The organism is Streptococcus sp. Marseille-Q7087, from assembly GCF_965111935.1.
This window is the reverse complement of the sequence record NZ_CBCOPJ010000001.1, coordinates 1,352,363-1,364,471: the sequence shown is the minus strand read 5'-3', so window position 1 is coordinate 1,364,471 and position 12,109 is coordinate 1,352,363. Positions and strand designations below refer to the sequence as shown.

Below are 12,109 nucleotides of genomic sequence, written 5' to 3'. Positions count from 1 at the left end.
TTGAAAAGTAGTATCATAGTGTCGTTTGAAATATCAGGAGGAACGTATGAAAGATTTTCACTTTGACGCTATATCTGCCTTTGAAAATTACGAAATTGAAAAAATGAGAGACGGTCACGTGGTGGTGACGACAAAAGTAGTGGACTCCTCACTCAACTACTATGGGAATGCCCATGGAGGCTATCTATTTACCCTTTGTGACCAAATCAGTGGTCTTGTGGTGATTTCGCTAGGATTAGACGGGGTGACACTCCAGTCTTCCATCAACTATCTGAAAGCTGGAAATCTAGGGGACGTTCTCACTATCAAAGGAGAATGTGTCCATCAAGGACGTACCACTTGTGTTGTCGATGTTGACATCATCAACCAAGATGGCCGAAATGTCTGCAAGGCAACCTTCACCATGTTTGTCACAGGACAACGATCAGAAGATAGACAGGTGAGGATATAAATTAAAATGAGTAGATAGTTACGCCCTAAAAACCCAGAGTGTGTTCACTATCCGCAACTCTATAACTTTAAGGATATTTAAAAAGCGAGGTCTATTGACTTCGCTTTTATTTGATAGGGAAGAAAGTAAGTAAGAGCCAAGAAATCAGTAGAGTAATAGCGCCAACTCCAAGGCTAAATAGAATAGGAAGGATGATTCTTTGGTAGGGAGCTTTACCCCTTTCTTCGGCTTCTTCAATCTCGCTCAGACTGCGTCCTTGTTCATAGGCGACAATCTGGCGATAAGTACGAAGATTATGCTTTTTCTTGAATTTCTCAATGCGTAGGGCGTAGAATATAGCGACAGCAAGAATCAAGCAACTAATAGCGATGCCGTATCCATCCAAATAAAGAATGAGGGGAGTGCTGATGATAGGACTGCCAATTAGCAGTAAGCTAAAGACCACTTCATCTTTTTGATAGCGCATAAATTCTTGGTCGTGAATAATTTGTTTCATAGTTTCCAAATCTCCTTTTACTAGTTTGTCTAATGACACTTCAAAGACCTTGCTCAGCAAGAGTAGGTTTTGAATATCAGGGTAGGTCGCGCCACGCTCCCAGTTGGAAATGGATTGGCGACTGACAAAAATTATTTCAGCTAAATCATCTTGAGATAAATTTTTCTTTTTACGATAGTGCTGGATTTGTTTTCCGACTTGCATAAAATTTCCTCGCTTTCTGATTTTATTCTACTCAATTATACAAAAAACGGCTATCAAAGTTCTTTGACATGTTGATTTCATAGGCTTTAGCAAAGGTTTTGGTCACTGGATTTACAGGTCTGTCAATTCATGTTTACCTACTGAAAAAGGGGCCAGCGGCCTCCTTTTTCTTATTCACTAAATCTTAAAAAATAGCCATCTGGATCTAGAACTGCAAATTCATGAGGGTAGATATATTGTTCACCAACTCGAAATTCTCTTTTAGTCAAAGGACGATGAATAGGATAGTTAGACTCGATTACTTTTTGATAGAGTTTTGGGACATCCTTGATGCCAAAGGAGATATTGACACCACGACCAAATGGGTAGGTTAGTTCAGCTAATTCATCCTTTGTCCCCTCTTCTAGCATTAGCTGGCAATCCTCAAAAGAAAGGAAGAGGAATTTTTCTTCTGGGCGCTCGTATTCGATGGTAAAACCCAGTAAATCGCAGTAGAAGGAACGAGACTGTTCTAAATTTGATACCATAAATTCTGGAATAACTGCATTGTAGTCCATAAATAAAATCCTTACAATTCAATCTCCAAGACAATTGGTGTATGGTCTTGGCGTGCGCCTGAGTCAATCATATCTGACTTGGTAACCTTGTCTGCTACACGGTTACTTGTGAGCCAGTAGTCGATTCTCCAGCCTGTGTTGTTGATTTTTGAAGTCTTGCTACGTTGTGCCCACCAAGTATAGCGTTCTGGAACATCTCCATGGACATGGCGGAAGGTGTCGGTAAATCCTTTGGCCAAAAGGTTTGTAAATCCTTCACGTTCTTCGTCTGTGAATCCTGGTGAACGACGGTTGCTAGCCGGGTTAGCAAGGTCAATTTCCTTGTGGGCAACGTTGTAGTCTCCAGTTGCTAGGACAGGCTTTTGCTTGTCTAGTTCAGCCAAGTATTCCGCATATTTGACGTCCCAAACTTGACGTTCTTCTAAACGTTTGAGTCCATCACCTGCATTTGGTGTGTAGACCTGAGTCACGAAAAATGTATCAAATTCCAAAGTAATGATGCGTCCTTCCAAGTCCATGGTAGAAGGGGCGCCAATCTCTGGGAAGCTAACAGTTGGAGTGAGTTCTTTCTTATAGAGGAACATAGTTCCAGCATAGCCTTTACGGGCAGGCTCTTGAGAAGAGCGCCAAGTGTTTTCATATCCAGGGAAGAGTTCTTCCAGTACCTCAAGGTGTTTTTTTGTAGGGCCTTTAGCTGAAAGCTTGGTTTCCTGGATAGCAATGATATCAGCGTCTTCGGCTACCAAAGTTTGGAGAACGTCTTGAGACAATTTCGCACGCGCAGAGTCACTCGTCAACGCTGCATTGAGGGAATCAATATTCCATGAGATCAATTTCATAATGTTTACCTTTTCATTCAGATTATAGACAATATTATACCAGAAAAAGAAGGAATTCCCCAGCGTATGGTTTGAAAAATCCAGGTCATTCCTATATAATAAAGAATGATTTATGTAAAGGATTGAAAATAAATGAAATGTTACTCCTTTGAGTATCTTTATCGCTGAATATGACAAAGTTTAAGTTAGTGTCATCACCTATGAATAGGAAAAACCTGAGGTAGTCGCCTCAGGTTTCCATTTGTCATTAGAAAGGAATTTTATGTCCATCATCCAAAAACTCTGGTGGTTTTTTAAATTAGAAAAACGCCGTTACCTAGTTGGAATTGTAGCTTTGGTTTTGGTTTCTGTACTAAACCTTATCCCACCTATGGTCATGGGGCGCGTGATCGATGCCATCACTTCGGGACGATTAACACAAGATGAGCTCCTGCTTCATCTCTTTTATCTCCTGCTGGCAGCTTTCGGGATGTACTACCTGCGTTATGTTTGGCGCATGTATATCCTAGGAACCTCCTACCGACTTGGACAAATTATGCGTTCAAGACTATTTGAGCATTTTACAAAAATGTCGCCTGCTTTTTATCAGAATTATCGAACTGGGGATTTGATGGCTCACGCAACCAATGATATCAATGCTCTGACTCGTCTAGCAGGTGGTGGTGTCATGTCGGCGGTGGATGCCTCTATCACGGCCTTAGTGACTCTCTTGACCATGCTCTTTAGCATTTCTTGGCAGATGACCTTGGTTGCCATTCTGCCTTTGCCATTTATGGCCTATGCGACTAGTCGTCTGGGGAGAAAGACCCATAAGGCTTTCGGAGAATCCCAAGCAGCCTTTTCTGAACTTAACAATAAGGTTCAAGAGTCTGTATCAGGTATCAAGGTAACCAAGTCCTTTGGATATCAGTCTGATGAATTGGCATCTTTCCAGGAAGTCAATGATTTGACCTTCCAAAAGAATCTGCAAACCATGAAATATGATAGTCTCTTTGACCCCATGGTTCTACTCTTTGTTGGTTCTTCCTATGCCTTAACTCTCTTAGTCGGTGCCTTTATGGTGCAAGCAGGACAAGTAACCGTTGGGAATCTTGTCACCTTTATCTCTTACTTGGATATGTTGGTCTGGCCCTTGATGGCGATTGGTTTCCTCTTTAATATTACTCAAAGAGGGAAGGTTTCTTATCAACGAATTGAGAGTCTCTTGTCTCAAGAATCACCTGTCAAGGACCCAGAATCTCCACTTGACGGGATTGAAAATGGGCGCTTGGACTATGCCATTGATCGTTTTGCCTTTGAAGACGAAGAGACGCTAAGAGATATACATTTTAGTCTCGAAAAGGGGCAAACCTTGGGCTTGGTTGGGCAGACTGGTTCAGGGAAAACAGCTTTGATTAAATTGCTCCTACGTGAGTATGACGTTGATCAAGGAGCCATTTATCTAAATGGCCATGACATTCGTAACTATCGACTAGCTGACTTACGTAGTTTGATGGGTTACGTCCCACAGGACCAATTTCTCTTTGCAAGCTCTATCTTAGACAATATTCGCTTTGGGAATCCTGATCTACCTTTCTCAGAAGTAGAAGAAGCAACTAAGCTGGCTCAAGTCTATCAAGACATTCAAGCCATGGCCCAGGGATTTGAAACGGTTATTGGTGAAAAAGGTGTCAGTCTATCTGGTGGACAAAAGCAACGTCTGGCTATGAGTCGGGCTATGATTTTAAATCCTGATATCCTGATTTTAGATGATTCCTTGTCAGCTGTAGATGCCAAGACAGAGTTCGCAATCATCAACAATCTCAAGGAAACTCGCAAGGATAAAACGACCATCATCACTGCCCATCGTCTCAGTGCGGTTGTCCATGCAGATTTGATTTTGGTCATGCAGGATGGTCATATCATTGAGCAAGGGACACACGAAGCCTTACTCGCCTTGGATGGTTGGTATGCACAAACCTACCAGTCTCAACAGTTAGAAATGAAAGGAGAAGAAGATGCGCAATAAACAAGAACAATGGGCTGTATTGAAACGTTTGATGTCCTATCTCAAGCCCTATGGTCTCTTAACCTTTTTAGCACTTTCCTTTCTCCTTGCGACGACTGTTATTAAGAGTGTAATTCCTCTAGTGGCTTCGCACTTTATCGACCAGTATCTACATAATCTCAACCAGCTTGCTGTTACAGTTTTGCTGGCCTACTATGGACTTTACATTCTTCAAACCATTGTTCAATATGTGGGAAATCTCCTATTTGTTCGTGTGTCCTACAGCATTGTTAGAGATATTCGACGTGATGCCTTTGCCAATATGGAAAAGCTAGGCATGTCTTATTTTGATAAAACACCTGCAGGTTCCATCGTTTCTCGTTTGACCAATGACACTGAGACTATTAGTGATATGTTTTCAGGGATCTTATCCAGCTTTATCTCGGCAGTCTTTATCTTTGTGACAACCCTTTATACCATGCTTGTTCTGGACTATCGTCTGACAGCTTTAGTATTGCTCTTTCTACCCTTGATTTTCCTTTTGGTTAATCTCTACCGTAAAAAATCTGTCAAAGTCATTGAAAAAACCAGAAGTCTCTTGTCAGATATTAACAGTAAGCTGGCAGAAAATATCGAAGGTATTCGTATTATTCAAGCCTTTAATCAAGAAAAGCGCCTGCAAGAAGAGTTTGATGAGATAAACCAGGAGCACCTGGTCTACGCCAACCGTTCGGTAGCCCTTGACTCTCTCTTCCTACGTCCGGCCATGAGTTTGTTGAAGCTATTGGGGTATGCGGTTTTGATGGCTTACTTTGGCTATCGTGGTCTTTATCTGGGGATAACAGCAGGAACCATGTATGCTTTTATCCAGTACATCAATCGCCTCTTTGATCCCCTCATCGAGGTAACGCAAAACTTTTCTACCCTTCAAACATCCATGGTGTCAGCAGGTCGTGTCTTTGCACTTATCAATGAGACTAACTATGAACCAGCCCAAGAAAATGGACAAGCGGAGATTAGAGAAGGAAATATCCGTTTTGAACATGTGTCCTTCTCTTATGATGGGCAACACCAGATTCTCGATGATATTTCCTTTACAGTCAATAAAGGTGAAACCATCGCATTTGTCGGGCATACTGGCTCTGGGAAGTCTTCTATCATTAATGTTCTCATGCGCTTTTATGAATTCCAGTCTGGTCGAGTTCTCCTTGATGGTGTGGATATTCGTAAGTATAGTCAAGAGGAGTTGAGAAAAAATATCGGTCTGGTCCTACAGGAACCTTTTCTCTATCATGGGACCATCAAGTCCAATATCGCCATGTACCAAGATATCAGCGATGACCAGGTTAAGGCAGCAGCAGAGTTTGTGGATGCAGATTCCTTCATTCAAGATCTTCCTTTAGGTTATGATGCTCCTGTATCTGAGCGTGGTTCGAGTTTTTCAACTGGTCAACGTCAGCTTCTTGCTTTTGCTAGAACCGTCGCAAGTCAACCGAAAATTCTGATTTTGGATGAAGCGACAGCCAATATTGACTCTGAAACAGAAGCCTTGGTCCAAAATTCCCTAGCCAAGATGAGACAGGGCCGGACGACCATTGCCATCGCCCATCGTCTTTCTACCATTCAGGATGCTAACTGTATCTATGTTCTAGACAAGGGACGAATTATCGAGAGCGGCACACACGAGGAGCTTTTGGCTTTGGGTGGAACCTATCACAAGATGTATAGTTTGCAAGCAGGGGCTCTGTCCTAAGGAAGAATTCCTTTAAAATACAGATTTCTTGCACCGCCTCTTTCATTTTGTGGTATAATGTAGAATGTTAATAAAGATTACATATTAAAAAACAGAGGAGAATGTGCATGCTGAAATGGGATGAACTACCTCAGGAGATGCAATTGAGCGAGGTAAAACCATACTACCAGCTCGTCTCTGGAAGAAAAGGTTCACTGATTCTCAAGCGTTGTCTAGACTTGTTTCTAGCCTTGGTCTTGTTAATCTTGACTGCACCCGTATTTCTGATTCTAAGTATTTGGATCAAGCTAGATAGCAAGGGCCCAGTCATTTACAAGCAAGTGCGGGTAACCCAGTACAACCGACATTTCAAGATTTGGAAATTCCGGACTATGGTGACGGATGCGGACAAGAAAGGAAGTCTAGTAACTTCTGCGAATGACAGCCGTATCACCAAGGTTGGAAATTTCATTCGCCGTGTTCGCTTGGATGAACTTCCGCAATTGGTCAATGTCCTCAAAGGAGAGATGTCCTTTGTGGGAACTCGTCCAGAAGTACCACGCTACACAGAGCAGTATAGCTCTGAAATGATGGCTACCTTGCTCTTACCAGCAGGGATTACATCGCTTGCCAGCATTAACTATAAGGACGAGGATGCCATTATCAGTCAAATGACTGCAAAAGGTATGACTGTTGACCAGGCTTATGTTGAAAGAGTCCTCCCAGAAAAGATGCACTATAATCTAGCCTACCTACGTGATTTTAATTTCTTCGGGGATATCAAGATCATGTTCCAGACTGTATTTGAAGTTTTAAAATAAGTAGTCGCAAGATTAAAACCAATCAAAGGAGTAAAACAATGACAAAGTATAATATTCCATTTTCACCACCTGATATTACCGAAGCTGAAATTGCTGAAGTAGCAGATACCCTCCGTTCTGGTTGGATCACAACAGGACCTAAGACAAAAGAACTAGAGCGTCGTCTGTCCGTCTATACTCAAACGCCTAAGACAGTCTGCCTTAACTCTGCAACAGCAGCTCTTGAATTGATCTTGCGCGTGCTTGAAGTAGGTCCTGGCGATGAAGTTATCGTTCCAGCTATGACCTATACAGCATCATGTAGCGTCATCACTCACGTAGGTGCGACACCAGTGATGGTTGATATCCAAGATGATACCTTTGAAATGGACTACGACAAGCTTGAGCAAGCAATTACTGAGAAGACAAAGGTTATCATCCCAGTAGAACTTGCAGGGATTATCTGTGACTATGACCGTTTGTTCCAAGTTGTTGAGAAGAAACGTGACCTATTTACAGCTAGTAGCAAGTGGCAAAAGGCCTTTAACCGTATTGTGATTGTCTCTGATAGTGCTCATGCTTTGGGTTCAACCTATAAAGGACAACCAGCTGGTTCCATTGCAGACTTTACATCATTCTCTTTCCATGCAGTTAAGAATTTTACAACTGCAGAAGGAGGAAGTGCGACCTGGAAAGCAAATCCAGCTATTGATGATGAAGAAATGTACAAGGAATTCCAAATTCTATCTCTTCATGGTCAAACGAAGGATGCGCTAGCCAAGATGCAACTAGGTTCATGGGAATACGATATCGTAACACCTGCCTACAAGTGCAACATGACAGATATCATGGCTTCACTTGGTTTGGTACAATTGGATCGTTATCCTGGTTTGCTTCAACGTCGTAAAGAAATCGTAAGTCGCTATGACCGTGGATTTGCAGGAACTCGTATTCATCCATTGGCGCATGAGACAGATGCAGTTGAATCTTGTCGTCACCTCTACATCACCCATGTAGAAGGAGCAAGTCTCGAACAACGCAACCAAATCATCCAAGAATTGGCCAAAGCAGGAATTGCAAGTAACGTTCACTACAAACCGCTTCCTCTTTTGACAGCCTATAAGAATCTTGGATTTGACATGGCTGATTATCCACGAGCATATGCTTTCTTTGTAAATGAAATTACACTACCACTTCACACGAAATTAACGGATGAAGAAGTAGACTATATCATTGAGACTTTTGTCAGAGTTTCTGAAGAAGTTCTTGCTTCTACAAAAAACTAATTAAAAAAATTAGTAAAAAATGAATGAAAACGGTTGACAAAGAAAACGCAATAACATATAATTAACTCAACAAATCAGAAAAGTAATTATTTTAGATCTTCAGGGAGCCTGTGGTTGCTGCGAACAGGTGGTTGAAAATAGTGAAATTGGGCTGATTTGAAAAGTGAATTTGAAACAATGAAAATTCGGTAGGCACACCTTACAGTGCAACTTGTTGTTAGACAAGGCAGAGATGTAAAGGGGATATTCTCTTTACAAATGAGGTGGTACCGCGTTACAAACGCCCTCACATGGAAGTAAATTCCGTGTGTGGGCGTTTTCATATTTTGGAACAATGGAAAAGAGGAAAATTTTATGACAACAAAGGGATATTTTGGACAATTTGGTGGTAGTTTTGTACCAGAACCAATTCAGGCTTTATTAGATGAGTTGGAAGTGACTTTTGATAAATACAAGGATGATCCAGAATTTTTAGCTGAATTTCGCCATTACTTGAAGGATTATTCAGGTCGCGAAACACCGCTCTATTTTGCAGAAAGTTTGACAGAGCACCTAGGTGGAGCTAAGATTTATCTCAAGCGTGAAGACCTTAACCACCTTGGATCTCACAAACTTAATAATGTTTTGGGTCAAATCCTTCTAGCAAAACGCATGGGTAAAAAGCGTGTCATTGCTGAGACAGGAGCTGGCCAGCACGGTGTTGCGACTGCGGCTGCTGCAGCTAAGTTTGGTATGGCATGTGATGTCTATATGGGGGCAGAAGATGTGGAGCGTCAACGTCTCAATGTCTTCCGTATGGAGATGATGGGAGCAACTGTTCACGCAGTTGAAACTGGTACTCGTACCCTTAAAGATGCGGTTGACGCAGCCTTTGGAGCATGGATGAATGACCTTGATGCTTTCTACGTTTTAGGTTCGGCTGTAGGTCCGCACCCTTACCCAACGATTGTTCATGAATTCCAAAAAGTAATCAGTGAAGAATCACGTCGTCAAATCTTGGAAAAAGAAGGACGTTTGCCAGACTACGTCATTGCCTGTGTGGGTGGTGGTTCTAATGCCATCGGTGCCTTTTCACAGTATGTAGCTGATGAAGAAGTTAAATTGGTTGGGGTAGAAGCTGCTGGTCACGGTCTAGATACTGACAAACACGCGGCAACAATGACCAAGGGCAGTGTAGGAATTGTCGATGGAATGAAGACCTATGCAGTCTTTAAGGAAGATGGAGAGCTCGCGCCAGTTTACTCTATCTCAGCAGGTTTGGACTATCCAGGGGTTGGTCCAGAACATGCCTTCTTTAAAGATTCTGGTCGAGTAGAATATGTTGCAGCGACTGATGAAGAAGCTGTCCAAGCCTTGCTTTTACTTAGCAAGACAGAAGGAATCATCCCTGCTATTGAAAGCTCACATGCTATCGCTGAAGCAGTCAAACGCACACCAAAACTAAGTAAGGATGAGATTATCATCATCAATGTCTCTGGTCGTGGAGACAAGGACGTAGCTGCCATTGCAGACTACCTTGAAGCTAAAAAATAAAAGATGGAAAAATTATAGCTATTTCTCTCACAGAGAGCTTGTGGTTGCTGAAAACAAGCAGAGAAAGCTGTAAGATTGGGTCCATCTGAAAATGAGAGAAGAAAACATGATTCTCAAGGGAGTGCCCTTTATCGCACAGCCTGTTACAAGAAGGTTCTGAGACAGGATTGAGAGATAGGAGAAATCCTATAATTGAGGTGGCACCGCGAATTTCGTCCTCACGCAAGTTATTTTGCGTGGGGATTTTTTGTAGAATAAACACGGGATTTAAGAAGAACTGAAAGGGAAAATACAATGGAACAAATCATTCATGGAGATGTTTTATCACCAATCTTGGCGTATATGCGCTTAAATGGACAACACAAGGTCATACTTGAAAGTATCCCAAGAGAAAAGAAAAATGCTCGATTTTCTATTTTGGCTTATAATCCAGTTTTTGAGATTAAGTTCGAAAATGGAGTTCTTTATCAAAATGGTCAGGTGATTGATCGTGATCCCTTGGATTTCCTCTATGAGGTGACTCATAAGAGCCAGCACCATTCAGACCTACCTTTTGGAGGTGGAGCCATCGGATTTGTTGGCTATGATGTGATTTCTCTCTATGAAGAAATTGGCCAGCTTCCTGAGGATACGATTGGGACACCAGATATGCATTTCTTTGTTTACGAGAGTTATATGGTATTTGACCACAAGAAAGAAAAAATTCATATCATCGAGGATGCTCTTTACAGTGATCGAAGCAATGAAGAACTAGAAGCGGCTTTGGATCAAGTTTTAGAGGAGTTGAAAATCCCTGCTCCAAATGAATTTGAAGATTTGGACGTTTCTTCACTTCAGTTTAGACCACATATTGCACCTCAGAAATTTGAAGAAATGGTAGAAACAGCTCGCGACTTGATTCGCAATGGAGACATGTTCCAATGCGTGCTCAGTCAGCGCTTCTCAGCAGAAGTAACTGGAAATCCTTTTGACTTCTACAGAAATCTCCGAGTGACAAATCCATCAAATTACCTCTACTTTTATGACTTCGGAGATTATCAAATCATCGGTGCCAGTCCTGAGAGCTTGGTGTCCGTCAAGAATGGTATCGTGACAACCAATCCGATTGCAGGTACGCGACCTAGAGGTAGCAATGATGAGGAAGATGCAGCACTTGCAAGTGATTTACTGTCTGATGAAAAGGAAACAGCAGAACACCGAATGCTAGTGGACCTAGGACGTAATGATATCGGTAGAATTGCTGAAACAGCAAGTGTCCAAGTAACCAAGTATATGGAAGTGGAACTTTTCCGCTATGTCATGCATTTGACCAGCGTAGTTAAAGGACGTTTGTTACCAGAACTGACTGCCATGGATGCCTTGAAAGCGACTCTTCCAGCAGGAACAGTATCGGGGGCACCAAAGATTCGGGCTATGAAACGCATCTATGAATTGGAAACAGAGAAGCGAGGCGTTTATGCCGGAGCTATCGGTTACCTATCAGCAACTGGAGATATGGATTTTGCCATAGCTATTCGAACCATGATTCTTAAAAATAAAACAGCCTACGTACAGGCTGGTGCAGGAATTGTTTATGATTCTATCGCTCAAAACGAATACCAAGAAACGATTAACAAAGCTAAATCTATGACTAGAATGGGAGAACTAAGACCATGATTTTATTGATTGATAATTATGATTCATTTACCTATAACCTAGCCCAATACATCGGGAATTTCGCAGAAGTTCAGGTTTTGAGAAATGATGATCCAAACCTTTATGAAGAAGCTACAAAGGCAGATGGACTGGTCTTTTCTCCTGGTCCAGGTTGGCCAGCTGATGCTGGGAAGATGGAAGAAATGATTCGTGATTTTGCAGGTAAGAAACCGATTCTAGGGATTTGTTTGGGGCACCAGGCCATCGCAGAAGTCTTTGGTGGCAAGTTAGGCTTGGCTCCTAAAGTTATGCACGGTAAACAAAGCCAGATTCGATTTGAGACTCCGTCAGTTCTCTATCAAGGAATCGAGGACAATCGTCCAGTCATGCGTTACCACAGTATTTTAATTGAAGAGATGCCAGAAGAGTTTGAAGTGACATCTCGTTCGACAGATGACCAAGCTATTATGGGTATTCAACACAAAACCTTGCCGATTTATGGCTTGCAGTATCATCCAGAAAGTATTGGAACGCCAGATGGCCTATCTTCTATTCAGAATTTTATCGAGAAAGTTGTAAAGTGAGGAAG

Annotated in this window: 11 protein-coding genes and 2 other annotated features; of the genes, 8 read left to right on the top strand and 3 right to left on the bottom strand. The window is 42.0% G+C overall.

Annotation, left to right across the window (positions count from 1 at the left end; genetic code table 11):
- The first annotated feature begins 46 nt into the window (after nt 1-46).
- Entirely contained in the window at nt 47-451 is a 405-nt protein-coding gene (locus ACWPVF_RS07075) for a PaaI family thioesterase (protein WP_006152721.1), read from the top strand.
- A 106-nt stretch (nt 452-557) separates the two neighbouring features.
- On the opposite strand, the gene ACWPVF_RS07070 is transcribed toward ACWPVF_RS07075, so the two are convergent.
- The 3 genes from ACWPVF_RS07070 to ACWPVF_RS07060 form a co-directional block, all read right to left on the bottom strand.
- Nucleotides 558-1,151: a helix-turn-helix domain-containing protein gene (locus tag ACWPVF_RS07070; protein WP_414260661.1), complete on the bottom strand. Its 594-nt coding sequence runs from the start codon at nt 1,149-1,151 to the stop codon at nt 558-560.
- Nucleotides 1,152-1,321: 170 nt separating this feature from the next.
- Nucleotides 1,322-1,708, bottom strand: a complete 387-nt coding sequence (locus ACWPVF_RS07065; protein ID WP_414307659.1) for a bleomycin resistance protein — start codon at nt 1,706-1,708, stop codon at nt 1,322-1,324.
- An 11-nt stretch (nt 1,709-1,719) separates the two neighbouring features.
- Nucleotides 1,720-2,547 carry an exodeoxyribonuclease III gene (locus ACWPVF_RS07060; protein WP_414307658.1) on the bottom strand — a complete coding sequence of 276 codons (828 nt, stop codon included), beginning with the start codon at nt 2,545-2,547 and terminating at the stop codon, nt 1,720-1,722.
- Between the two features lie 262 nt (nt 2,548-2,809).
- Between ACWPVF_RS07060 and ACWPVF_RS07055 the strand changes: the two genes are divergently transcribed.
- The 7 genes from ACWPVF_RS07055 (at nt 2,810) to ACWPVF_RS07025 (ending at nt 12,104) form a co-directional block, all read left to right on the top strand.
- A complete protein-coding gene (locus ACWPVF_RS07055) occupies nt 2,810-4,555 on the top strand; it encodes an ABC transporter ATP-binding protein (RefSeq protein ID WP_414307657.1) in 1,746 nt (581 codons plus the stop codon).
- On the top strand, nt 4,545-6,287 hold the full coding sequence (locus ACWPVF_RS07050) for an ABC transporter ATP-binding protein (protein ID WP_454385409.1): 1,743 nt from the start codon (nt 4,545-4,547) through the stop codon (nt 6,285-6,287). Before ACWPVF_RS07055 ends, ACWPVF_RS07050 begins: the two co-directional genes overlap by 11 nt.
- Before the next feature lie 107 nt (nt 6,288-6,394).
- The gene (locus tag ACWPVF_RS07045; protein ID WP_454385407.1) at nt 6,395-7,087 is read left to right on the top strand and encodes a sugar transferase; all 693 of its coding nucleotides are present in this window, start codon (nt 6,395-6,397) and stop codon (nt 7,085-7,087) included.
- Between the two features lie 38 nt (nt 7,088-7,125).
- Complete coding sequence (locus ACWPVF_RS07040; protein WP_454385405.1) at nt 7,126-8,352, top strand: DegT/DnrJ/EryC1/StrS family aminotransferase; 1,227 nt, start codon at nt 7,126-7,128, stop codon at nt 8,350-8,352.
- A gap of 60 nt (nt 8,353-8,412) precedes the next feature.
- Nucleotides 8,413-8,643, top strand: a binding site (T-box leader).
- 63 nt (nt 8,644-8,706) lie between these two features.
- A complete protein-coding gene (gene trpB / locus ACWPVF_RS07035; RefSeq protein ID WP_454385403.1) occupies nt 8,707-9,885 on the top strand; it encodes a tryptophan synthase subunit beta in 1,179 nt (392 codons plus the stop codon).
- Nucleotides 9,882-10,108: a binding site (T-box leader), on the top strand. (Overlaps the previous gene by 4 nt.)
- 71 nt (nt 10,109-10,179) lie before the next feature.
- On the top strand, nt 10,180-11,541 hold the full coding sequence (gene trpE, locus ACWPVF_RS07030) for an anthranilate synthase component I (RefSeq protein WP_454385401.1): 1,362 nt from the start codon (nt 10,180-10,182) through the stop codon (nt 11,539-11,541).
- Nucleotides 11,538-12,104, top strand: a complete 567-nt coding sequence (locus tag ACWPVF_RS07025; RefSeq protein ID WP_414307652.1) for an aminodeoxychorismate/anthranilate synthase component II — start codon at nt 11,538-11,540, stop codon at nt 12,102-12,104. Before trpE ends, ACWPVF_RS07025 begins: the two co-directional genes overlap by 4 nt.
- Nucleotides 12,105-12,109 lie beyond the last annotated feature (5 nt).

What these genes read in the sequence shown, in the direction of transcription:
- ACWPVF_RS07050 (WP_454385409.1), top strand. Translation starts at nt 4,545, where the DNA reads ATGCGCAATAAACAAGAACAATGGGCTGTATTGAAACGTTTGATGTCC.
- ACWPVF_RS07025 (WP_414307652.1), top strand. Translation starts at nt 11,538, where the DNA reads ATGATTTTATTGATTGATAATTATGATTCATTTACCTATAACCTAGCC.
- ACWPVF_RS07040 (WP_454385405.1), top strand. Translation starts at nt 7,126, where the DNA reads ATGACAAAGTATAATATTCCATTTTCACCACCTGATATTACCGAAGCT.
- ACWPVF_RS07060 (WP_414307658.1), bottom strand. Translation starts at nt 2,547, where the DNA reads ATGAAATTGATCTCATGGAATATTGATTCCCTCAATGCAGCGTTGACG.
- ACWPVF_RS07070 (WP_414260661.1), bottom strand. Translation starts at nt 1,151, where the DNA reads ATGCAAGTCGGAAAACAAATCCAGCACTATCGTAAAAAGAAAAATTTA.
- ACWPVF_RS07075 (WP_006152721.1), top strand. Translation starts at nt 47, where the DNA reads ATGAAAGATTTTCACTTTGACGCTATATCTGCCTTTGAAAATTACGAA.
- ACWPVF_RS07045 (WP_454385407.1), top strand. Translation starts at nt 6,395, where the DNA reads ATGCTGAAATGGGATGAACTACCTCAGGAGATGCAATTGAGCGAGGTA.
- ACWPVF_RS07065 (WP_414307659.1), bottom strand. Translation starts at nt 1,708, where the DNA reads ATGGACTACAATGCAGTTATTCCAGAATTTATGGTATCAAATTTAGAA.
- trpE (WP_454385401.1), top strand. Translation starts at nt 10,180, where the DNA reads ATGGAACAAATCATTCATGGAGATGTTTTATCACCAATCTTGGCGTAT.
- trpB (WP_454385403.1), top strand. Translation starts at nt 8,707, where the DNA reads ATGACAACAAAGGGATATTTTGGACAATTTGGTGGTAGTTTTGTACCA.
- ACWPVF_RS07055 (WP_414307657.1), top strand. Translation starts at nt 2,810, where the DNA reads ATGTCCATCATCCAAAAACTCTGGTGGTTTTTTAAATTAGAAAAACGC.